Source organism: Streptomyces sp. LS-MS-L19 (genome assembly GCF_058382285.1).
This window is the reverse complement of the sequence record NZ_JBYCLL010000001.1, coordinates 5534540-5557337: the sequence shown is the minus strand read 5'-3', so window position 1 is coordinate 5557337 and position 22798 is coordinate 5534540. Positions and strand designations below refer to the sequence as shown.

At 72.6% G+C, this 22798-nt stretch carries 13 protein-coding genes; 3 read left to right on the top strand and 10 right to left on the bottom strand.

The genetic code is table 11. The features are described 5' to 3' along the window. Window positions 1–112: 112 nt before the first annotated feature. Window positions 113–1984: an AfsR/SARP family transcriptional regulator gene (locus AC2XR2_RS24785; RefSeq protein WP_491516342.1), complete on the top strand. Its 1872-nt coding sequence runs from the start codon at window positions 113–115 to the stop codon at window positions 1982–1984. A gap of 142 nt (window positions 1985–2126) precedes the next feature. Here AC2XR2_RS24785 and AC2XR2_RS24780 read toward each other — a convergent pair whose 3' ends face one another. Then, window positions 2127–2765 carry a sensor domain-containing protein gene (locus AC2XR2_RS24780; RefSeq protein ID WP_330265393.1) on the bottom strand — a complete coding sequence of 213 codons (639 nt, stop codon included), beginning with the start codon at window positions 2763–2765 and terminating at the stop codon, window positions 2127–2129. A 181-nt stretch (window positions 2766–2946) separates the two neighbouring features. Between AC2XR2_RS24780 and AC2XR2_RS24775 the strand changes: the two genes are divergently transcribed. Continuing rightward, window positions 2947–3201, top strand: a complete 255-nt coding sequence (locus AC2XR2_RS24775) for a hypothetical protein (RefSeq protein ID WP_381300543.1) — start codon at window positions 2947–2949, stop codon at window positions 3199–3201. Between the two features lie 71 nt (window positions 3202–3272). Beyond that, window positions 3273–3986, top strand: coding sequence for a DUF4097 family beta strand repeat-containing protein (locus AC2XR2_RS24770; protein WP_491516341.1), 714 nt, complete (start codon window positions 3273–3275; stop codon window positions 3984–3986). 81 nt (window positions 3987–4067) lie between these two features. Here the strand turns inward: AC2XR2_RS24770 and AC2XR2_RS24765 are convergent, their stop codons facing one another. Genes AC2XR2_RS24765 through AC2XR2_RS24725 form a run of 9 tightly spaced genes read right to left on the bottom strand, consistent with a single transcriptional unit; the run spans window position 4068 to window position 22782 of the window. Next, the gene (locus AC2XR2_RS24765; RefSeq protein ID WP_491516340.1) at window positions 4068–5084 is read right to left on the bottom strand and encodes a serine hydrolase domain-containing protein; all 1017 of its coding nucleotides are present in this window, start codon (window positions 5082–5084) and stop codon (window positions 4068–4070) included. Continuing rightward, entirely contained in the window at window positions 5077–15789 is a 10713-nt protein-coding gene (locus AC2XR2_RS24760) for a non-ribosomal peptide synthetase (protein ID WP_491516339.1), read from the bottom strand. The genes AC2XR2_RS24765 and AC2XR2_RS24760 overlap by 8 nt, the downstream gene beginning before the upstream one ends. Further along, window positions 15773–17065, bottom strand: a complete 1293-nt coding sequence (locus tag AC2XR2_RS24755; RefSeq protein ID WP_491516338.1) for an MFS transporter — start codon at window positions 17063–17065, stop codon at window positions 15773–15775. Before AC2XR2_RS24755 ends, AC2XR2_RS24760 begins: the two co-directional genes overlap by 17 nt. Further along, window positions 17053–17985, bottom strand: a complete 933-nt coding sequence (locus AC2XR2_RS24750) for a TauD/TfdA family dioxygenase (RefSeq protein WP_381300548.1) — start codon at window positions 17983–17985, stop codon at window positions 17053–17055. The genes AC2XR2_RS24755 and AC2XR2_RS24750 overlap by 13 nt, the downstream gene beginning before the upstream one ends. Further along, window positions 17982–18788, bottom strand: coding sequence for a 4'-phosphopantetheinyl transferase family protein (locus tag AC2XR2_RS24745; RefSeq protein ID WP_491516337.1), 807 nt, complete (start codon window positions 18786–18788; stop codon window positions 17982–17984). The genes AC2XR2_RS24750 and AC2XR2_RS24745 overlap by 4 nt, the downstream gene beginning before the upstream one ends. A 7-nt stretch (window positions 18789–18795) precedes the next feature. Further along, a complete protein-coding gene (locus AC2XR2_RS24740) occupies window positions 18796–19731 on the bottom strand; it encodes a TauD/TfdA family dioxygenase (RefSeq protein WP_491516336.1) in 936 nt (311 codons plus the stop codon). Window positions 19732–19761: 30 nt separating this feature from the next. After that, entirely contained in the window at window positions 19762–20559 is a 798-nt protein-coding gene (locus tag AC2XR2_RS24735; protein ID WP_491516335.1) for a thioesterase II family protein, read from the bottom strand. Next, window positions 20540–21832, bottom strand: a complete 1293-nt coding sequence (locus AC2XR2_RS24730) for an MFS transporter (RefSeq protein WP_330265403.1) — start codon at window positions 21830–21832, stop codon at window positions 20540–20542. Before AC2XR2_RS24730 ends, AC2XR2_RS24735 begins: the two co-directional genes overlap by 20 nt. Next, on the bottom strand, window positions 21829–22782 hold the full coding sequence (locus tag AC2XR2_RS24725; protein WP_491516334.1) for an ornithine carbamoyltransferase: 954 nt from the start codon (window positions 22780–22782) through the stop codon (window positions 21829–21831). The genes AC2XR2_RS24730 and AC2XR2_RS24725 overlap by 4 nt, the downstream gene beginning before the upstream one ends. Between the last annotated feature and the right edge of the window lie 16 nt (window positions 22783–22798).

Genomic DNA, 22798 nt, shown 5'->3' with positions numbered 1-22798 from the left:
ATCCGCCGCTGATGACCTACCAGGTCACAGCTTCGAAGAATGGTGCAGCAGAAGGCTTCGGCAATCCGCCGGCCTTTTTCGACAGCAGTGCATGGCAGTGAGTGGGGGACTCATGGATTTCCGGCTTCTCGGTCCGGTGGAAGCAAGGCAGGGCGAACGGCGCGTCTCCATGTCGGGGGCGAAGGTGCACACCGTGCTCGCCGCCCTGTTGCTCGCCCGCGGCAAGATCGTCACCGACGACCGGCTGAGTGCGCTGCTGTGGGGCTGGGACCCGCCCGCCACCATGAGCGCCCAGATCTATACGTACATCTCCCGGCTCCGCAAACTCCTCGGCTCCGAGGTGGAGTTGGTACGCCGTCCGCCCGGCTACCTCATCCTCACCCACGACGCGCGCCTGGACACCGCGGAGTTCGAGCGGCTCGGCAGGCTCGGCCGGACGGCACTCGCCGAGCGGCGCCACCAGGACGCGCACGACCTGCTGAGCGGGGCCCTGGACCTGTGGCGCGGCCCCGCGCTCGCCAACGTCACGTCCTTCCTGGCCGACGCGGAACTGCCGCAGCTGGAGGAGGCGCGCACCGCCATGCTGGAACACCGCATCGAGGCGGACCTCGCCCTCTCCCGGCACCAGCAGCTGGTTCCCGAACTGATCGGCCTGATGGCGGAGTTCCCGCTGCGGGAACGGCTGCGCGCCCAGCTGATGACCGCGCTGTACCGGTGCGGCCGGCAGGCCGACGCGCTGCACGTCTACCGGCAGGGCCGCCGCACGCTCGCCGAGGAACTGGGCGTCGATCCCGGCGCCGACCTGAACGCCGCCTACCAGGCGGTGCTCAACAGCACCCTCGACCTGCCCCGGCCGACGGCCTCGGCGGCGGCGTCCGCGCCGCACGCGAACACCCCGCAGAACCCGGGCGGTCGGCCGTTCACGGTCACGCAGGCGCGCACGTCACAGGTCGCGCCCCCGGCGATGCTGCCCGCCGACATCGCCGACTTCACCGGCCGGGAGCAGGAACTCGCCGTACTCCTGAAGCAGTTGGCGCCGCCGCCCGCGGGCCGGCGGCCTGCGTTCCGGCCGCAGCGCATGCTGATCACCGGCATGGCGGGGGTGGGCAAGACGGCGCTCGCCGTGCACGCCGCGCACGCCAGCGTCCAGCACTTCCCGGACGGGCAGCTGTACGCGAACCTGTGCCACGCGGACGGCACGCCCAAGGACCCGGCCGAGATCCTGGTACGGCTGCTGCGCGGACTCGGTGAGCCCGTCGCGGCGCTCGACGGCCCGCCCGCCGACCTGGACGAGCTGGTGCGGCTGTACCGCACCCGCACGGCGGGCAAGCGGCTGCTGATCCTCCTCGACAACGCGGCCGGTGATCTCCAGCTCGATCCCCTGCTGCCGGGCAGCGCCTCGGCCGCGGTGCTGGTCACCGGGCGGACCCGGCTGTGCGCGGTGTCCGGTTCGCACACGACGGCATGCGCGCCGATGGACCAGGGCGAGTCCCTCGCCCTGCTGGCGGCGGTCGCCGGCGTGCGGCGCATCGCGGTCGAACACGAGGCGGCCGCCGCGATCGTGGCCTCCTGTGGGGGGCTGCCGCTCGCCCTGCGGGTCGCCGGCGCGCGCCTCGCGTCCCGGCCGTACTGGTCGGCGACACGGCTCGCGGACCGGCTCGCGAAGGAGGACACCCGCCTGCACGAACTGCGCTTCGGGGACCTCGACGTACGGCAGTCCGTGCTGTCCTCGATGCGCGGCTTCAGCGCGCGGGAGCACGAGCTCCTCGCCGAGCTGACCGCGCTCGGGCGCGGGCCGTTCCCCGCGGTCACGGCGGGGCGGCTGTTCGGGATCCCGGAGCAGGCGGCGGAGGACTTCCTGGAGCGGCTGACCGATGTGTCCCTGCTGGAGATGGCGGGCGTGGGCGCCACGGGGCTGCCGCAGTACCGCTTCCACGAGGTGGTCCTGATGTTCGCCCGCTCGCTGGCGGGGGCCCGCTGCTGACGCCCCGGGCGGGCCGCTCGCAACGTCCTGCCGGGGCAGGGTGCTGCCAGCTGACACGCCGGGCAGGCCGACGCGCCGCCCCGTTGAATGGATCAACGTGAGCGGCGCGGAGGGAGGTTGGCGGATGAGGCCCCGTGCCCGGTCAGGTCAGCAGAGTCCGCGCCCAGCCGGCCCGGGCGCCGGCCACCACGGTCAGCGCGTAGGCCGCCACCGGCAGCAGCAGCACCCCGAGGACGGCGAAGGCCCAGGCCTGCGGGTAGGAGGTGACCGCCCACTGCTTCAGCGCCATCGTGGACTCGCCGCCGCCGTACGCGGCCAGCATGTACGGGGTGGCCATCAGGCCCAGCGGAACGGCGAACGCGAAGACCACGGCCAGCAGGTCGAGCGGCCACAGCACGGTCACGAACAGCAGCGTGTACGCCAGTTCCCGCCAGCTGGCGGCCTCGCAGAACCGCTTCCTGCACCAGGGGCCGAGCCCCGGCTCCTCGGGATCCTCGTGCGGGTCGCGCAGGGCGCGGTGGCCGACCATCCGCAGCCGGCGCCGCTCCACCACGCCCATCGGGACACCGGACAACAGGGCCGCCAGCAGGACGGGAACCCCCACGACCACGACGGAGAGCGCGCCGCCCACCGCGAACGCGGTGAGGATCGCGAGCAGCCCGGCCAGGCCCACCGGGGCACTGCTCAGCAGATAGGCGGTCGCCCGCCACGGCCAGGACGAGAACAGGAACCCGGGGCGGCGGACCGCCCCCCACACCGATGTCGCTTCCAGGATTGCCATGACTCCACCGTAGAAATCGGGTGCCCCCCGCGCCCAGCAGCCCAGTTCTACTTCCGGGGTATGCCTGGCCCTACCCCGAAGACTCGGTTCCGCCGCAATGTGCCGGACCCCCGACGCACGGTTTTGTTGAGTCAGCAGCCGGAGCGCCGCAGCAGCGGGGCCAAGTCACTCGGGAGTCCACATGTCGACGGTCGCGAACACCCAGAGCTATGTCGAGACGTGCCCGCAGCGTTCGCTGGTGGCCGGGCGTCTGCCGGCCGGCGGGGCCGCGCCGACCGTGGTGTTCAGCGGCCCGCTCCCCGGCACCGGGACCACCCGTTCCGTCGTCCGGGCCCAGGTCGTCGGGGGCGTGTGGGTCGCCCAGACCCCGGGCTCCTTCTCCCACGCCTCCTACCGCGAGGGCGGCCGGTGCGTGAACCGCCGCCCCGTCTCCTAGCCCCCGCCCCGCACCTGCGCAGATCTGAAGACCTGACGTCATCCAGAGCACCGAAAGAAGAAGAGGCCATCATGAAGCTCCGCGTCCGCCACCTGTCCGCCGCCGTCCTCGCGCTCGCCGCCGGCGTGCTCGCCACCGGCTGCGAGGTCGGTCAGGAGGGATCCAAGAGCACGAGCACCTCGTACGACGTGAAGGGGACGGTGTCGGCGCTCGACGTGCGGACCCCGGGCGGTGACATCAAGGTCGTCGCCGGTGACGGCACCAAGGTCAGGGTCACCGAGAAGGTGACGTACAGCGGTGACAAGCCGGAGACGGAGCACACCACGCGGGGCGGCACGCTGCTGCTGACCCCCGGGGACGGCTGCCTCGAGGACGGCGGGTCCTCCAAGTGCACGGTGGACTACACCCTGGAGGTGCCGAAGGCGCTCGCGGCCGTCCTGGACAGCAAGGGCGGGGACGTGTCGGTGTCCGGGCTCGCCGGCGCCCTCGAGGTGAAGTCCGGCGGGGGCAAGGTCACCGCGGACCGGGTCACCTCCAAGCGGTTCACCGTGGACGGCAACGGCGGCGCGATCGACGCCCGGTTCACCACGGCGCCGGACACCGTGGACATCGACACCCGGGCCGGCGACGTGTCGGTGCAGGTGCCGGGGGCCGAGGCGTACGCGGTGAAGGCCACCAGCAACGGCGGCTCGTCGAAGGTCGACATCAAGACCGACCCCGCGGCCGCCCGCAAGATCACGCTGCACACGGACGGCGGCGACGTCAGGCTGAGCGCCGCGGGCTGAGCCCCGGCGGCATCGCGGCACGGTGACGGCGACGGGCCGGGCACCCCCTGATCGGGGAGGTGCCCGGCCCGTCGCCGTCGTTCAGAAGGCCGCCGCGAGGATCGACTGCACCGCGGGCGGCACCCGCAGCGTGCCCCGGGTGCGCGGGGCCATCATGTAGACGACGCGGTGCCCGAGGTCGCGGGTGGCGCCGATCCCGGCCAGGTAGCCGTGCACCACGCCCGCCATGCCCCACACGGTGGTGCCGCCGGGCAGCACCATGCTGTCCAGGCCGGCCCCGCAGAAGGCCGGCCCGCCCTTGACGTACGGCACGTCCGGCACCCGGAACATCTGCGCGAGGGCCTGTTCGCCGAGGAGTTCACCGCCGAGGAGCGCGGTCAGGAAGCGGTCCAGGTCGGGCACGGTGGAGATCATCTCGCCCGCGGCGCCGTGGATGGTCGGACTGTGCTCGGTGATGTCCAGGCCGTCCTCGTACCCGCGCAGGTGCGGTGCTGGCAGGGCGGGGTCGGTGCCGGGCAGCGTGGTGGCGTCCAGCCCGAGCGGCCGCAGGACGCGCTCCTCGATCTCCTTCGCGTAGCCGCGTCCGCCGACCCGCTCGACGAGCATGCCGAGGACGACGTAGTTGGCGCGGGTGATCTGCTGGGCCGTGCCGGGGGCGAAGTCGAGCGGCTGCCGCAGCGGCCGGGCGAGCAGCTGCTCGGGCGTGAACGTGTCGAGGCGGTGGCGCAGGAACCAGGGCGTGTCGTTGTAGCGGACGTCGCTCTCGTCGGCCAGGCCGCTGGTGTGGTCGAGGAGCCGGCGGGTGGTGACGGGTGCCGGCAGCAGGCCGGGCAGGTGCCGGTCGACGGGTTCGTCGAGGTCCAGGAGGCCGTCCTCGGCCATGGCGAGGACGGTCGCGGCGAGGAAGGTCTTGGTCACCCCGCCGATCCGGAACCGGTGCTCGTGCCGGGCCGGTTCGCCGGTGGTGACATCGGCGACCCCGGCCGCGGCCGACCACGGTCCCGCGGGTCCCTCGGCGTGTACGAGCACGGCCGTGGCCTCGCCGTCCGGGCGCTGCCCCACGGCCCGGCGCAGCCGCCCGGCCGTCCCCTCACGCACGGGCGGCCGCCGGCTCAACCGGCTCGTCGGTGCCGTTCGCCCAGGCGGCGATCGCCTCACCGGTGCCGAGCCCGCCGTCCGCACGCCGTACGGCGTCGGCGACGAAGGTGTTCGCGTACTTGCCGTTCTCGGAGTTGGTCAGCACGATCAGGCCCTCCCCGCTGTCGACGCGGGTGAAGGTGCCGACCCGGTAGCCGACGGTCCGGCCGCCGTGTCCGTACTCCACGTCGCCGCCCGTGGTGTCCAGGACGGTGCCGAGGCCGTAGAAGCTGCCGGGGTGCCAGACGGTCAGCATCTGCTGGGCCAGCGGGCGGCCGATGAGGGTGCCGGGCTCGCCGAGGTAGGCCCGGCGGATCTCCAGGGACACCTTGGTGAGGTCCTCGGCGCTCGCCCACAGGCCGCCGGCCGCGACCTCGTTGCGCACCCGCCAGCGGCCGGGTATCGGCTCGCCCTCGGTGTCGTGGCCGATGGCGACGGGGCGGGCGGCGACGGCCGGGTGCCCCTGGTCGAAGGTGCTGTCGGCCATGCCGAGCGGGTCGAGGACCAGGCGCCGCATCATCGCGCCGAACGGCTCGCCGGTCACGTCGAGGAGCAGTTGTTCGAGGACCGAGAAGTTGATGTTGCTCTTCTTGAAGGTGGTGCCCGCGGGGTGCACGGCCCGGACCGGCTCGTTGGTGGCGGGCGGACGGCCGTGCAGGATCTCGGGGACCGTCGGCATGAGTTCGCCGGGCAGGAAGTTGGTGGGCGGGACATGGCTGAGGCCGCCCTGGTGGCTGATGAGTTCGCGCAGGGTGATGCGGGCGCCGTCCGGGACCTGCCAGCCGGTGAGGTGGCGGTTGATGTCCCCGTCGAGGTTCAGCTCGCCCTCGGCCACCAGACGCAGGACGGCGAGCACGGTGACGTGCTTGCTCACCGACGCGACCTGGAACGCGGTACGGGGGGTGACCGGTTGCGGGCGGTCGGCGGCCGTGACCCCGTAGCCCTCGACCGACACCACCTCGCCGCCGCGCAGCAGGGCGACCGCGACCCCGGGGATGCGGTGGGCCGCCATGACGTCCTCCAGGCCCGCCCTGGAGATGTGCGGGAGAGCCGGCGCGGGGCGCGCGGTGGGCGCCGGTGGTGCGTCGGGCGTCATGTCCTGTCCTTCCGTCAGCGAGTCGACGGCGCCGGCCAGGTCGGCCAGGGTGTCGTACTCGTACAGCATCCGCAGGGACACGGGCAGCCCACGCCTGCGGGCCGCGCCGATGACCTTGATGACCAGCAGGGAGTCCCCGCCGTAGTCGAAGAAGTTGTCGCGTGCGCTGACCTGTTCGAGACCGAGCACCTCGGACCAGATCGCCGCGAGGGCGCGCTCGACGGGGGTGGCGGGGGCCGTGTACTCACGGTCGGCGGCCGGTTCGGGCGCGGGCAGGGCGGTGCGGTCCGGTTTGCCGTTCACGGTGAGCGGGATGCGGTCCAGGGACACGAACGCGGTGGGTACGAAGGCCGGGGGGAGCCGGCCGGCGAGCTGCTGCCGCAGTGCGGTGCCGTCGGCCGGCCCGCTCGCCACCACGTACGCGACGAGTCGCTGCCCGGTGCCGTCGGGGGCCTGCCGGGGCAGCACCAGGGCGTCCTGTACGCCGGGCAGGGCGAGCAGCGCGGTGCGGGTCTCGGCGGGGGCCACCCGGACTCCGTGGATCTTGACCTCGTCGTCCGTGCGGCCCACGTACACGAGGGTTCCGTCCGAGGCGATCCGCACCAGGTCGCCGGTGCGGTACATACGGGCGCCCGGCGGGCCGTACGGGTCGGGCAGGAAGCGCTCGGCGGTCAGGTCGGGGCGCCCCGCGTAGCCGCGGGCGAGGGCGGCGCCCACGACGTGGAGTTCCCCGGCCACTCCGACCGGCACCCGTCGCAGGCCGGGGTCGAGGATCTGCACGCCCGCATGCGGCAGGGGCCGGCCGATCGGCACCGGGGCGTCGGCCACCGGGTCCGGGACGGCGTGCGCGGTGGCGTCGACGGCGCACTCGGTGGGCCCGTAGGTGTTCCACAGCTCCAGACCCGGCCGCAACTTCCTCACCCGGTCGGCGAGTTCGCCGTCGAGCTGCTCCCCCGCCGAGCACACCGTCCGCAGCTGTGTGCACGCTTCCCAGCCCGCCGTGCCGGTCAGCAGCCGCAGCACCGAGGGGACCACCTGGAGGACCGTCACACGATGGTCGGCGACGGCCCGCAGCAGCGCCTGCGGGTCGCGTTCGACGCCGGCCGGGGCCAGCACCACCGTGCCGCCGGTGATCAGCGGGGCGAACAACTCCCAGCCGGCCGCGTCGAATCCGACCGACGTCTTCTGCAGGACGCGGTCGTGCCGGCCGATGCCCTGTTCGCGCACGGACCAGGCCACCCGGTGGGCGATGCCCCGGTGGGTGATCTGCACGCCCTTGGGGCGGCCCGTGGAGCCGGACGTGTGGATGATGTAGGCAAGGTGATCGGGGTCCGTGGTGCGGGGCGGCGCGACGGCTCGGGGCCTGCTGGGACGGGTCTCCTCTTCCGTTTCCGGTTCTTCGAGGAAGACCGCGCCCGTGTGGCGCAGACCTGCCGGGAGGTGCTCGCGCCGGGTCAGCAAGGTGTGCACCTGTGCGTCCGCGAGCATGAACCCCAGCCGCTCACTGGGTGCCGCGGGGTCGAGCGGCACATACGCCCCGCCCGCCTTCCACACCCCGAGCAGGCACGCCACCAGGTCGGGTTCACGGGCCAGCAGCACCCCGACCGGCGTGCCCGTGCGTACTCCCCGGGCGCGCAGCAGGCGGGCGATGCGGTCGGCGCGGGCGTCCAGCTCTCCGTACCGCACGGTCGTACGGCCGTGGACGACGGCGACCGCGTCCGGGGTGCGGAGGGCCTGCGCCTCGAAGAGGTCGGGCAGCAGGTCCGGGGCCGCTTCCCCGTGCGCCGGGGTGTGCAGGGCGTCGAGGAGCGACCGGTCCGCTGCCGCGAGGCAGGTGTCGTCGGCCGGGCCGTCCGGGTCGGCCGCCATTGCTTCCAGGACGCCCCGGTACATGTCCACGAGCCGGTCCGCGTCGGCTTCGCCGAGGACGCCCGCGCGGCTGCTCAGGGCCAGGTGTCCGGCCAGCGTGGTCACGGCGAGGTCGAACTCCGTGCCGCCCTCGGCGAGCGTCGACGCCACCTCGACCCGTTCGGTGTCGACCTGGCGGAAGTCCAGGTAGTTGAAGGACACGTCGACGAGCCGGCGGCCGCCCGCCGTCCGCTGCATCTCCGGCATCGGGAAGTGCCGGTGCGGCCAGAGTCCGACCTCCGTGGCGAAGACGGCACGAACCAGATCGAGCCAACTGCCCCCTGCTGCCGCCCGGTTGTGGGGGAAGGGCACGGTGTTGAGGTACATCCCGTGCACCTTGTCGGCGCCGACCGCCTCGGGCCTGGCGTCGCACACGAGCCCGGTGGAGAAGGAGTTCTCGCCGGTGAGGGCACCGAGCACCGTGAGGTGCGCGGCGAGCAGCACGCTCTTGAGTGACGTCTGCGCGCGGACCGCGAGCGCCCGCAGACCGGGCTCCAGGTCGGAGACCGCGACCCGGCGCCGCACCCGCTCCCCCTGCGGGCGTCCGGGGTCTCCCCAGCCGGCCGGGAGTGCGACCTTGGGGTGGTCCTCGACGACGGCCGCCCAGTAGGCGCGGTCCTCGGCGCTGGTCAGGGCGCGCATCTCCGTCGCGATGAAGTCGGCGTAACGGATCCCCGGCTCTGACGGCGTCTCGGGGAGGGTGCCGGCGTCGCGGAACTGCCGGTAGCAGTCCAGGAGTTCCATGAGGAGGTTGTAGTGGCTCCACCCCTCGGTGATCGCGTGGCAGCGCGTCATCGACAGCCACCAGGCGCCGTGCGCCTCCGGGTGCGCGGCGAGGCGCAGCAGGGGTGCGGCCGTGAGGGTGAAGGGGCGGGAGCGCTCGTCGGCCTGGAAGGAACGGAGCGCCCGCTGAACGCCCTCGGCGTCGAGCCCCGCCGGGAAGGCGTGCACGGACACCGGTATCTCGGCCTCGGGATGCACGAACTGCGCGGGCACGGAGAGGGAGTTGAGGTCGAACGAGGTGCGCAGCACCTCATGGCGTGCGGCGACGGCCCGGGCGGCCGCACGCAGCGCGGTGGCGTCGAAGGGCTCCTCGTCGCGGATCCGGAACGAGGACACGCTGTGGTAGCGGTGCAGACTCTCGTCGGAGAGCATCTCGACGACCATCCCGACCTGGGTCTGCGACATCGGGTACGCGTCGGCGAGCCCGGCCGGGAGCCGGTCCCGGTCGCCGGGCCCGAGCAGTTCGAAGGGGGCCACCGCCGCCTCGACGACGGCCGGCGCGCGATCGGCGACGAGTGCGGTGAGCGCGGCGATCGTACGGCGGTCGAAGACATCCCGTACGTCGAGGTCGTGGCCCTCCGCCCGCAGCGCGCCGACGAGGGCGACGGCGCGGATCGAGTCGCCGCCGAGGTCGAAGAAGCTGTCCTGGACCCCGGCCCGTTCGATTCCCAGCACCTCGCACCAGACAGCGGCGAACCGCTCCTCGACGGGGGTGCGGGGGGCCGTGTAGGAGCGGGCGGAGGTGGCGTTCGGGCCGGGGGCGGGCAGGGCGCGGCGGTCGACCTTGCCGTTGGCGTTGAGGGGCAGAGCGGTCAGGGAGGTGAAGGAGGCAGGGATCATGTAGTCGGGCAGCCGCAGACCGCAGAACGCGGCCAGATCCTCGACGGGCTCACCGTCCGCGGTCGTGTAGTAGGCGGCGAGCTGCTTGTCACCGGTGCCGCTCTGGTGGCTCCCAGCGGTCACGAACGCCTCGCGTACGGCGGAATGGGCGGCCAGGACGCCCTGGACCTCACCCAGTTCGATGCGGTAGCCGCGGATCTTGACCTGGTCGTCCAGCCGGCCCAGGAACTCCACGTTCCCGTCCGCCCGCCGCCGCACCAGGTCACCGGTGCGGTAGAACCGCGACCCGGCGGGCCCGTACGGGTCCGGCAGGAAACGCTCGGCGGTCAGGTCGGGGCGGTTCGCGTAGCCGCGGGCCACTCCGGTGCCGCCGACGTACAACTCCCCCGCCACACCCACCGGAACCGGCTGGAGCAGCGCGTCCAGGACATGCATCGTCATGTTCGGCAGCGGCCGGCCGATCGGCACGACCTCCGACGGCTCTGCCTGGTTCACCGGGTAGACGCAGGTACCGACGGACGCCTCGGTCGGCCCGTACTCATTGATGAGCCTGCTCTCGGGTGCGAGGGCACGCCACCTCTCGACCGTGCCTCGCGACAGGGCCTCTCCGGCGACCACCAGGACGGGCGCGAGCGCGGCGGCGGCGGGCGGCGTGAGCTGGAGGGAGAGCACGTCGAGATGGCTCGGGGTGAGCTTGATGAAGCTGTACGGACCCTGCCGCACCAGGTGCGCACCGAGATCAGCCATGTCGACCGACCCGGAGACGGTGTGCACGGCCTGCCCGGCGACGAGGGGCGCCCACAGATTCGGCACCACCAGATCGAACGCCACCGACGAGAACAACGGCGCCCCACCCACACCCTGCGACGTCAACTCCCGTGCCGCCCAAGCGACATGGTTGACGAGGCCGCGGTGCGCGATCTCGACGCCCTTCGGTGTCCCCGTCGAACCCGACGTGAAAATGACGTACGCCAACCGGTCGAGGTCATCGACACGCTCCGGTGCCGTCACCGGCAGGTGTGCCACCGACGGCCGCGCATCGTCCAGGACCACCAGAGCGCCCGAGGTCTCGACGATCGCCGCGACCCGCTCGGCCGGGGACGACGGATCGATGGGCACATAGGCCGCGCCCGCCTTCCACACACCCAGCAGCGACGCGATCAGCTCCGGACCATGGTCCAGGACCACGGCCACCCGCGACTCATGCCCGACCCCACGCCCCCGCAGGAAGTGCGCGATCTGATTCGCCCGCGCATCCAACTCCGCGTAGGACGAGCGCAGTTCGCCGGAGCGGACGGCCGTGGCCTCCGGCGTCCGCAGCACCTGCGCCTCGAACAACTCCAGCACCGACCGCGTCTCGGCCTCGAACCCCGTCTCGTTGACCCGCTCCAGCAGCTCGCGCTCCTCCGGGGCGAGGAACACCTCGGCCGCGTCCCCGTCCGGGTCCGCCGCCATCGCCTCGAGCACCCGTCGGTACAGGTCCGCGATCCTGCCCGCGTTCCGGCGGGTCAGGACCCGGGTGTTGGTCTTCAGGCCGATGTGCCGGGACACGGTGGTGACCGCGAGGTCGAACTCCGTCGTACCCGGCGCCATCAGGCTGTCCAGGTCGACCGCTTCGCTCTCCAGCCGGTCGAAGTCCACGTGGTTGAGCAGTACGTCGACGAGCCGTTGCCCGCCCGTCATGCGCTGCATCTCCGGCATCGGGAACCGGCGGTGCGGCCAGAGCCCCGCCTCCCGTTCGAAGGCCCGGCCGACCAGTTGGCGCCAGGTTGGCGCCGTGCGGTCGAAGACGAAGGGCACCGTGTTGAGATGCATGCCGTAGACGCGGTCGGCGTCGGCCGTCTCGGGGCGGGTGTGCACCACGACACCGCCGGTGAAGGCGGGCAGGCCAGTGAGCAGGCTCAGGACCTTGCCGTGCGCGGCCACCAGGACGCTCTTGAGCGAGGCGTCCGCCCGGGCCGCGAGGGCCCGCAGCCGGTCCTCCAGATCGCCGAAGGGTACGGAGACCCAGAAGTGTTCGACGGGCTGGTCAGGAGCGCCCCAACCGGCGGGGAGGGTGAATTTCGGGTACGCCTCGACGGTCCGGCGCCAGTACGCGCGGTCCTCGTCCGACGCGAGCGCGCGGAGTTCACCGGCGATGGAGTCGGCGAACCGGACGGCCGGTGCGGCATACGGCTCCGGTTCCCCAGGGCCGAGCAACTGCCCGTAGCAGGACAGAAGTTCCTTGATCAGGGAGTGGTAACTCCAGCCTTCGACGATGCCGTGGAACTCGGTGACCGAGAGCCACCAGCCGCCGTCCGCGACCAGATGCGCCGTCAGCCGGAACAACGGGGGTGCGGCGAGATCGAAGGACCGGGCCTTCTCCTCGGCGTGGAAGGCGTCGAGGCTCCGGGTCACCTCATGGGCTTCCAGTCCGCTCAGGTCACGCACGGCCACCGGCATCTCGGCCGTCCTGTGCACCAACTGGACAGGGACGGAGCAGGACTTCAGGTCGAAAGAGGTGCGCAGCACGTCATGGCGTGCCGTCACCGTCGATGCCGCGGAGCGCAGCGCCTCCAGATCGAAGGGCACCTCGGCGCGCATCCGTGTGGACGCGACGTTCTGGTAGTGGGCGCTCCGGTCGTGGGCGAGCAGGTCGACGACCATGCCGATCTGGGTCTGCGACATCGGGTACGCGTCGGCGAGCCCGGCCGGGAGCCGGCCCCGGTCGCCGGCGCCGAGCAGTTCGAAGGGGGCCACGGCCGCCTCGACGACGGCGCGTCCCCGTGTCGCGACGAGTTCCGCTAGTCCAGCGATGGTGCGGTGGTCGAAGATGTCCCGTACGGCGACGTCGAGTCCGGCCGCACGCAGTGCGCCGACCAGTGCCACCGCCTTGATGGAGTCGCCGCCGAGGTCGAAGAAGCCGTCCTCGACACCGACCCGCTCGACACCCAGGGCCTCCCGCCAGATCCCGGCGATCAGCTCCTCCACCTCAGTACGCGGGGCCACATACGCCCGGTCGCTGCCCAGCGCGACACCCTCCGGAGCGGGCAGCGCCCGCTTGTCGAGCTTGCCGTTCGTCGTCAGCGGCAGCGCGGCCAGCGGCACGAACGCGGCCGGCACCATGTACTGCGGCAACGACGCCGACAGATACGCCCGCAACTCCCCCAGACCCGGCACCTCGCCCGGCTTCGCGGCCACGACATAGCCGACCAGCCGCTTGTCACCCGGCACGTCCTCCCGCACCACCACGACCGCGTCCCGCAGCCCCGGATGCGCCCCCAGCACACTCTCGATCTCACCCAGCTCGATGCGGAACCCACGGATCTTCACCTGGTCATCAGCACGCCCGACGAACTCCAGACTCCCGTCCGGGAGACGGCGGGCCAGATCACCGCTCTTGTAGAGCCGCGCACCCGCAGGACCGAACGGATCCGGCACGAACCTCTCCGCCGTCAGCTCGGGCCGGTTCAGATAGCCACGGGCCACACCCGGGCCCGCGACATGGATCTCGCCAGGGACGCCGATCGGCACCAAGTCACCGTTGCCGTCGAGGAGATGGACGCGCAGGTCGCTGAGCGGGCGCCCGATGGGGTTGCCGGCCTGCGGGTCGAGATCCCGCTTGGTGATCCGGTGGTAGGTGGTGTGCACGGTGGTCTCGGTGATCCCGTACATGTTCACCAGCGCGGTACGGGCAAGCCCCAGCCGGTCGGTCCACGGCTTGAGGTCGGCGACCTCCAGCTTCTCACCTGCGAAGACCACAGCACGCACAGCGAGCCGGTCGATCCGCGGATCGCCGTCACGGGCGGCACCCACCAGGGAGCGGAACGCGGACGGTGTCTGGTTGAGGACCGTCACACCCTGCTCGACCAGCAGGTCGAGGAACTCCTCCGGGGAACGGGTGACCGCGAACGGGACCACCACGAGGCGTCCGCCGTGCAGCAGTGCACCCCACATCTCCCACACCGACACGTCGAAGGCGTAGGAGTGGAACAACGGCCACACATCGGTGTCGGCGAAGGCGTAGTGCTCCTGGCCGCGCGCGAGCAGGCGCACCACGTTCTCGTGAGTGAGGGCGACACCCTTGGGGCGGCCCGTGGAACCCGACGTGTAGATCGTGTAGATCAGGTTCTGCGGACTGCCGGCCACCCCGGGATCGGTACCGGGCTGCGCGGCCAAAAGAGCCGCTGCGGTGTCCAGTTCGATGACGTCACCGTCGTAGCGCCCGTCCAGAACTGCGGCCTGTCCGGCCGTGGTCAGCACCACCGGAGCCTTCGCGTCCTTGACGATGTACGCGAGGCGGTCACCGGGGTTGGCCGGGTCCAGGGGCAAATACGCGGCCCCCGCCTTCAGCACACCCAGCAGCGCCGGCATCAGCTCGATGCCCCGCTCCAGGCAGACACCCACCAGGTCCTCCGGACCCACCCCCTTCGAACGCAGCAGATGCGCGAGGCGGTTCGCGCGCACGTCCAGCTCCGCGTAGGAGAGCTCCTGGCCCTCGAACACGACCGCCACGGCATCCGGCGTACGCGCCACCTGTGCCGCGAAGACCTCGTGAACCCGCCGGGTCACCGGCTCCACCCGCTCAGGACCGCCGACCAGCACGGCCCGCTCCTCGGCGCCGAGGACGGCCAGGCTCGAGAGTCGGGTGGCGGGGTGGGTCACGGCGGCGGTGAGCAGGCGTACGTAGTGTCCGAGCATTCGCTCGGCCGTGGTCCGGTCGAAGAGGGCGGTGGCGAACTCCAGGCGGGCGGTGAGAGCGCCGTCGCGTCCTTCGTTCATGGTCAGCGAGAGGTCGAAGCGGGCCGGGGCGGCGGCCGGCTCCAGTGCCTGGAGGGTGACGCCGGGCAGCCGGTAGTCGTCGACCGTCTCCTCGCGCAGGGTGAAGAGGACCTGGAAGAGCGGGGTGCGGGACAGGTCGCGCTCGGGCTCCAGCTCGGCGACGAGCCGGGCGAACGGCAGATCCTGGTGCTCGAAGGCGTCGAGCACGGTACGGCGGGTCGCGGCGAGGTGTTCGGTGAAGGTCGGGTCGCCGTCCCACCGTCCGCGCAGGACCACGCTGTTGATGCCGTATCCGAAGAGGTGCTGCCACTCGGGCCGGTTGCGCGCCGACAGGAGGGTGCCGACCGCGACGTCCTCGCGTCCCGTGTAGCGGGCCAGGAGTGCCTGGAAGGCGGCGAGCAGCACCGCGAAGGGGGTGGTGTCGTGCCGCTTGGCCACGTCGCGTACGGCGTGGGTGAGTTCGGGGGTCAGGGCGTGGGCCACCGTGCCGCCGGTGGCGTCGCGGACGGCGGGGCGGCGCCGGTCGGTGGGCAGGCCGATCGGGGTGAGGCCGGCCAACTGGGTGCGCCAGTAGTCGAGATGGCGGGCGGCGGCGGGCGTGTTCTGCTGCTCGCGCTGCCAGGCCGCGTAGTCGGCGTACTGGAACCGCAGGGGCGCGGGGTCCGCTCCGGTGATGCCCACCGAGGCGCTGTACAGTCCGCTGATGTCCTGGGCGAAGAGGTGCGCCGACCAGGCGTCGCAGGCGATGTGGTGCACCACGACGATCAGCACGTGGTCGTCGTCGGAGCACTTGAGGAGCCGTCCGCGGATCGGCCATTCCCGGGCGAGGTCGACGGGTTCCGCGCAGGCCTTCGCGATCCGGTCGTGCACCGCCGACTCGCGTTCCCGGCGCGGGAGTCGGGTCAGGTCCTCGGTGGCCAAGCGTGCCGGCCGCGCCGGGTCGACGATCTGGACCGGTTCGACGCCGTCGAGGACGTAGCGGGTGCGCAGGATCTCGTGGCGGGCGAGGAAGCCGTCCCAGGCCCGGTCGAGCGCGGTGGTGTCGAGGTCGCCGCGCAGCCGCAGGGCCAGGGGCACGAGGTACTCGGGGCTGTCCGGTTCCAGGCGGTTCAGGAACCACATCTGCTCCTGGCCCCAGGACAGTCGCAGCGGGCCGCTCCGGTCGGCGTGGCCGATGCTTCTGCGCCCGGCTCCTGCCCGACCGCCTTCGAGACGGCGCCTGAGCAGTTCGGCGCGGAGTCGGGCGCTTCGCTGGTCCTGGTCAGGTTGCGGGCTCATGCCCAGGCTCCTTCGTGACGACGGTCGGGGGGTCGGTCGGGGAGTCCTCGGCGCGCAGCGCGGGAGTGCGGGCGGCGCTCGCCGCGAGTACGGCCATCGCGGCGGCGAGCAGCAGGAAGGCCGGGGCCGGTCCGCCCAGGGAGAGGAGCAGTCCGCCGAGCAGGACGCCGAGCACGTTCGCGCCCGTGGCGACGAGGTGGGAGGTGGCGGCGACCCGGCCCTGGAGGCGGTCGGGTGTGGTGCGGATCTGGTAGACGGCCGCGGCGACGTTGAAGACCGCGGTGATGTAGCCGGTGCCGGCGAACAGCACGCCGAGGAGGAGCGGTTCGGTGGTGAGGGACATGGCGGCGATCAGGACCGTCCAGGTGCCGAGTCCGGCGACGAGCACCGAGCGCAGCCGGGTCCTGCGCTGCCACCAACCGCCGCTGAGCGCCCCGACGATCCCGCCGGCGCCGCCGACGCCGACGATGACGGCCACGGTGACCGAGGCGCGGCCCTCCTCCTTGACGAGGACGACCAGGGCGAGCGGCAGTACCTGGAGCAGGAGGTTGCTGCCGGCGACGTAGGCGAGCGCGGCGCGCAGGAACCGCCGCCGCCACAACCAGCGCATGCCTTCTGCCAGTTCGGCCCGCAGCGGCTTGCGGGTGGCCGTGCGCCGCTCCTGGAAGTCCTTCCTGATCAGCAGCAGCGTGGCCAGGGAGAGCAGACCGGCCAGCGCGGAGAACAGGAAGGGGGCCCAGCGCGCCGCGCTCTGCAGGACGACTCCGCCGGGCTGGCCGAGCAGGACCGACGCCCGCCCGCGTGCCTCGTTCCGGGCGAGGGCGGCGGGCAGGTGCCCGGCCGCCACGACGTTGCGTACGGCGCCGCGCTCGGCGAGCCGGTAGACGATGGCCAGGCTCGTCTCGGTGAACGCCACGGCGGCCAGCTGGACGGCCGAGAAGTGTCCGGCGGACAGGGTGAGCGCCACGCTCCCGAGCGCCAGGAACCGGCCGCCCTCGCACACCGCCATCAGCCGCCGCCGGTCCCAGCGGTCCACGAGGACGCCGGCGGGCAGTTGCACGAGCAGCAGGGGCAGCAGCGCGGCGAACGACACCGCCGACATCACCAGGGGCGAGTCGGTGTGCCAGAGGACGATCAGCGGATACGAGACTCCGGTGACCCGGGTGCCGAGGAAGGACACGGCGGCCCCGGACCACAGGAGCAGGAAGTCCCGGTTCGCGCGCAGCGGGGGCGCGGTGGCCGGCTCCTGTGGATCCTCTCCGGTCAGCCCTCCCACGGTTCTGCCATGGCGACGGCTATTTTGCGCGGGCCCGTGAAGGGCTCGCGGCCGTGGGCGGCGAGCATGTTGTCGACGATGAGGATGTCGTCACGTTCCCAGTCGAAGCGGGTGGACGCGGCACGGTAGGCCGCGCGCAGGTGGTCCATCACCTCGTCGGGGATGCGCCCGCCGTCCCCGTAGTACGTGTTGGTGGGCAGGTCCTCCTCGGCGAAGATCTCCCGCAGCCCTTCCTGGACCTCCGGGGCCAGCGAGGTGACGTGGAAGAACGTCGCGTGGTTGAACCAGACGGGGACGCCGCTCTCGGGGTGGGTGTGCACGGCGCGGCGCACGGCGGTGGTGCGCAGTCCGCCGTCCGGCCGCCACTGCGGGTCCAGGCCCTTGCCGCGGCAGTACTCCTCGACCGCGTCCCGGTCCGTGGTGCCGAAGGCCTCCTGCCACTGCACGCCGAACTCGGCGTGGAAGTTGCGCACGACGCGCCAGCCTCGCCGCGCGAACTCGTCGCGGATGTCGGGGTCGATGTGGCGGTAGACCTCGCGGATGTCGGCGAGCGGGGTGGCGCCCTGGGTGAGGGCCGGTTCGATGCAGAAGAAGTACAGGGTGCGCGGCCAGACCGCCTGGTAGGAGTTCTCGTTGTGCAGGAAGATCTCCTCGCCCTGGGGGTAGTCGGTCGAGGTGTAGACCTGGCCCTTGATGGTGGAGCGGGGTGAGGAGCGTTCCGCGTAGGTGAGCGGCGCCGAGCGGGAGAACTCGCGGACCACGCCGTCGAGTCCGTCCACCCCGCCCACCTCGAAGCCGCGCAGCAGGATCGCTCCGTGCTCGGCGAGGACGCGGCGCAGCTTGTCGTGGTTCTCCTGGAGGTAGGGGTGGACGGGTGTGCCGGGGGTGCCCGGCGGCGCCAAGAACTCGACAGCGGTCATACGGCGTGGGCTCCTTCCTTGTCGGGGTCGAGCGGCTCGTGGTCGTGGGGCGGGTTCTGGATCTCCCGCCGGTAGTCCCGCATCAGTACCGGTCCGGTGCTGCCGGCCTCCCTGGCGAGCGCGGCGAACAGTCCCGGGCCCGCGGGCAGGTTCTGTACCGTCCAGGTGTCCGGGCCGTTCGGCTCGGCGTGGGTGACGCGGACCGGGCCGCGGGCGGCGGGGCGGACCTCGATCGTGCGCAGGTCGGCGACGATGCCCACACCGGAGGCCTTCACCACGGCCTCCTTGCGCGTCCAGCAGCGGAAGAATGCCTCCAGGCGGAGTTCCTGGGTGGGCTGGGCCCGCATGTGGGCGAGTTCGTCGTCGGTGAGCACGATCGTGGACGAGCCCTCGACGTCGACGGTCCTGCCGTCCTCGATGTCGGCGCCGACCTGCCGGTCGGCGGCGACGGCGAGCAGCCAGTGCACGCCGGAGCGGGACAGGTTGAAGTCGAGGCCGCTGGGCGGCCAGTCGATGCGCGGGCGCCCGTGTTCGGGGTGCTCGCAGCGGGGGCAGGGCTGCCGCCCGAGCCTGATCCGCTCGGGTGGTTCGCCGAGGTAGCGGGCCAGTACCCGGCGCAGGGCCGCGTGTGCTCCCGCGTACCGGACGGCGGCCTGCTGCGACCGGCGTCGTACGACCTCGAGTTCGGCGGCGGAGAGCAGTCCGGCGTCGTCGGGGAGCAGCGCGTCCGGTGCGCGGCCCCGCCAGATGTGGACGGCGTCCTGCGCCCGCAGCCGTTCGAACTCGGCAGTCTCAGCAGTCATGGCGTCATCAGTCCGACATCGCCACCAGCACGCGGCGGGCGCCGGTGAAGGGGCGGCGGCCGTGGGCGAGCAGCACGTTGTCGATGAGGAGGAGGTCCCCGGTGCGCCAGTCGACGTCGATGGCGTGGGCCAGGCCCCGGTCGCGGATCTGGGCCACGTACTCGGCGGGGATCGGGCTGCCGTCGGCGAAGGTGACGTTCTGCGGGAGTTCGTCCTCGGGGAGGATCTGGGCGAGGGCCGCGGCGGTGTCGTCGCCGAGGCCGGCCGGGTGCCACTGGTCGGCCTGGTTGAACCAGCCCTCGGTGCCGGTGACCGGGTGCCGGATCGTGGCCGGGCGGACCGATTCGATGTGGATGCCGCCGTCGGCCTTCCACTCCCAGCCGGCGCCGGTGCCGTCGAGGAACGCCTCGACCTCCTCGCGGCTGTCGGTCTCGAAGGTGTCCTGCCAGCTCTTGCCGAGGCCGAAGCCGTCGTGCAGGTTCTGGGTGTAGCGGACGCCGTCGGCGAAGGCCTGCCTGACCTCGTCGTCGAGGGAGTCGAGCCACACCTCGGAGTCGAGCACCGGGGTCGCGCCGCCGCTGCCGGGCTGGACCTGGCAGTAGAAGGCGAGCCGGGCCGGCCAGGCGTGGGCGTAACTCATCTCGTTGTGCATCGAGATGGTGAACTCCTGCGGGTACTCGGTCGAGGTGTAGACGTTGCTGCCGACCTTGGTGCGCGGTGAGTTGCCGTGTACGTACGCGAGGCGGTTCGGCAGCAGCAGGTCGAGGACTCCGTCCAGGGAGCCGGGGGTCACCCCGAAGCCGCGGAAGACCAGGGCCTTCTCCTGCACGAGGAGCTCTCCCAGTTCGTCACCCATCGCCTGGAGGCGGTCGGCGAGTTCATCCGCGCCGCCGGCGAGCTCGGTCTCGATCTCCAGCGGCGACCAGGTCTGCTGTTCAGTCATGGGACGATCCCTTCACTATTCAATGACTATCTAGGGGAAAGCTATAAATTTTCTATTTCGTCCCACTCCTTCCAGGTGGTGGGCGATGTCGGCCGTCAACTCCGCCTCGCACGGGTCGAGATAGAAGTGGTCGCCGGGGAAGGAGCGGAGCGTGAAGTCGCCCGCGGTGGTCAGTTCCGCCCAGGCCGCCACCGACGCGCGCTCCTGGCCGGAGCCGGGGTCGCTGTCGCCGATGTACGCGCTGACGGGGGCGCGTACGGGTACCGGGTCGCTGGGTTGGTACGTCTCGATGAGCCGGTAGTCGGCGCGCAGCGCGGGCAGCAGCAGCTCCCGCAGCTCGGGGATGTCGAACACCTCGGAGCCCAGGCTGCCGAGGGTGCGGACGCCCGCGATCAGCGCGTCGTCGTCGTCCTCGTGCAGCCCACCGCGCGGAGCCCGGTGCGGGGCGGCCCGGCCGGAGACCATCAGGCGGGCGGCCGTGGTGCCGTGCCGGGACTCCAGGCGCAGCGCCACCTCATAGGCGACGGCGGAGCCCATGCTGTGGCCGAACAGCGCCACCGGCCGGTCCAGGTACGGGACGAGCGCCCGGGTGATCCGGTCGGCGAGGGTCGCCATGTCCTCGACGCACGGCTCGGCCAGCCGGTCCTGCCGGCCGGGATAGCGGACGGCGAGGACCTCGATGTCCTTGGGCAGCCGCGCCGGCCAGCCGTGGAACAGCTGGGCGGTGCCGCCGGCGTGCGGGAAGCACACCAGCCGCAGCCGCGGCTCCACGGACCGCCGGTGCACCCGGAACCAGGCGGCCGGGCTGTCAGGTCCGGTCACGTCCATCTTCCTCTCCCCCTCGGACTTCGGTGTCGGCCTGCGCGTCCTCGGTGCGCAGGGCGGGACTGAGCACGGCGCCCAGGGACAGCAGGGCCATCGCGGCGCCGGTCAGCAGGATCGAGTCGGCGGCGCCCCACAGTTCGAGGGCGAGGCCGGCGAGGAGCGCGCCGAGCGAGTTCGTGCCGGAGGAGATGAGGCTCGCCGTGCCGGCGACGCGGCCCTGGAACTCGTCCGGGGTGGTGCGCACCTGGTAGACGGCGGCGGCGACGTTGAAGACGGCGCCGACCAGACTCGTACCGGCGAACAGCAGCCCGAGCAGCAGCGGTTCGGCGTGTGTGAAGGCGATGGCCGTGATCAGGGCGGCCCAGACGGCGAGCCCGCCGACGAGGATGCCGCGCTGGCTGTACCGGCGCATCCACCAGCTCCCGGTGAGCGCGCCGAGCATGCCGCCGATGCCGCCGCCCGTCACGACGACCGCGAGGACGGCCTCCGAGCGGCCCTCGTCCTTGATCATCAGGATCACGGCGAGGCTGAGGACCTGGAACAGCGCGTTGGTGCCGGCGACGAAGCCGAGGGCCGTGCGCAGGAAACGCCGGCGCCACAGCCACGCCATGCCCTCGGCGACCTCGCGGTGCAGCGCCTTGCGGGCGGCGGTCCGCTCGCCCTGGAACTCCTTCCTGATGAACAGCAGGGTCACCAGCGAGACGAGGTAGGCGAGGGCGCCGAACAGGAACGGCACCCAGCGCACCGCCGTGTAGAGCAGGATGCCGGCGGGCTGGCCGAGCAGGCCCGCCGCCCGGCCCCGCGCCTCGTTCTGCGCGAGGGCCTGCGGCAGTTGCTCCTCGGGCACCACATTGCGTACGGCGCCGCGTTCGGCCAGCCGGTAGAAGACGGTGAGGCAGGACTCGGCGAACGCCACGGCGGCGATGTGCGCCACCGAGACACGGCCGGTGAGCACCGCGACCGCGACCGTGCCGAGCGCCACCGTGCGGCCCGCCTCGCACACCACCATCACGCGCCGCCGGTCCCACCGGTCCACGAGCGCCCCGGCCGGCAACTGCACCAGCAGGGCCGGCAGCAGGGCCGCGAAGGTCACCAGGGACATGGAGATCGGGGAGCGGGTGTGCCAGAGCACGAGCAGCGGATACCCGACGGCGGTGACCCGGGTGCCGAGGAACGACATGCCCGCTCCGGACCACAGCAGGACGAAGTCCCGGTTCCGGCGCAGCGGCGGCAGCTCGGGGCGGGCCTCGGCCGGCGCCCCGGGGGCGAGGGTCACCACGGCCGCCCGGCGGTGTCCGCGGCCTCCGTGGGGCCGCGGCGGCACCATTCCAGTACGGCCATGGCGCTGTGCATCTTGTTCTCGGCCTGCTGGAAGGCGAGGCTCGCGGGGCCGTCGAGGACGCCGGCGGTGACCTCGTCGCCCCGGTGCGCGGGCAGGTCGTGCAGGAAGACGGCCTTGGGGCTGGCCTCCCACAGCGCCTCGTCGACCTGGAACGGCGCGAAGACGTCACGCCAGTCGGGGTCCGGCTTGCTGGTGCCGGTGGTCTGCCAGCGGGTGGTGTAGATGGCGTCCTGGTCGGCGGGCAGGTCGGCCATGTCGTGGCGCTCGGCGAACCGGCCGCCGTGCCGCTCGGCCTGCTCCGCCGCCCGGGTCAGGAACCGGTCGGCGAGGCCGTAGCCGGGCGGGGTGCGCAGCTCCAGCTCGACTCCGGGGAAGCGGGTGAGGGCGAGCGCGAGGGCGGAGGCGGTGTTGTTGCCCTCGCCGACGTACAGGACGCGCAGCCCCTCCAAGCGGCCGAACCGGCCGAGGAGTGTGGTCAGATCGGTGAGCGCCTGGGTGGGGTGCTCGTCGGCGCTCATCGCGTTGACGACGGACATCCGGTGCTGGGCGGCCCAGCCGCGCAGCTCGCCGGGGTCGTCCGCGGTGCGGGCGACGAGCACGTCGAGCATCCGGGACATGACCCGGCCGGTGTCCTCGCTGGTCTCACCGGTGTTCAGCTGGAGGTCCCCGGGGCCGTACGAGACGATCTGCGCGCCGAGCCGCAGCGCGCCGGCCGAGAAGGCGGTGCGGGTCCGGGTGGAGGTCCGGCGGAAGTAGATGCCGGCGATGTCGCCCTCCAGCGGGCGGGCGCCGGCCGGGCCTTCGGCGGCGAACTGCGCGCCGCGGGCGACGACGGCCCGCAGGTCCTCGTCGGTGAGGTCGTCGATGGATATCAGATGCCGCACGGCGGGGCGTCCTTTC

Coding starts and splice junctions, on each gene's coding strand:
- AC2XR2_RS24785 (WP_491516342.1), top strand. CDS start 113: ATGGATTTCCGGCTTCTCGGTCCGGTGGAAGCAAGGCAGGGCGAACGG.
- AC2XR2_RS24770 (WP_491516341.1), top strand. CDS start 3,273: ATGAAGCTCCGCGTCCGCCACCTGTCCGCCGCCGTCCTCGCGCTCGCC.
- AC2XR2_RS24750 (WP_381300548.1), bottom strand. CDS start 17,985: ATGACCGCTGTCGAGTTCTTGGCGCCGCCGGGCACCCCCGGCACACCC.
- AC2XR2_RS24745 (WP_491516337.1), bottom strand. CDS start 18,788: ATGACTGCTGAGACTGCCGAGTTCGAACGGCTGCGGGCGCAGGACGCC.
- AC2XR2_RS24760 (WP_491516339.1), bottom strand. CDS start 15,789: ATGAGCCCGCAACCTGACCAGGACCAGCGAAGCGCCCGACTCCGCGCC.
- AC2XR2_RS24735 (WP_491516335.1), bottom strand. CDS start 20,559: ATGGACGTGACCGGACCTGACAGCCCGGCCGCCTGGTTCCGGGTGCAC.
- AC2XR2_RS24775 (WP_381300543.1), top strand. CDS start 2,947: ATGTCGACGGTCGCGAACACCCAGAGCTATGTCGAGACGTGCCCGCAG.
- AC2XR2_RS24740 (WP_491516336.1), bottom strand. CDS start 19,731: ATGACTGAACAGCAGACCTGGTCGCCGCTGGAGATCGAGACCGAGCTC.
- AC2XR2_RS24780 (WP_330265393.1), bottom strand. CDS start 2,765: ATGGCAATCCTGGAAGCGACATCGGTGTGGGGGGCGGTCCGCCGCCCC.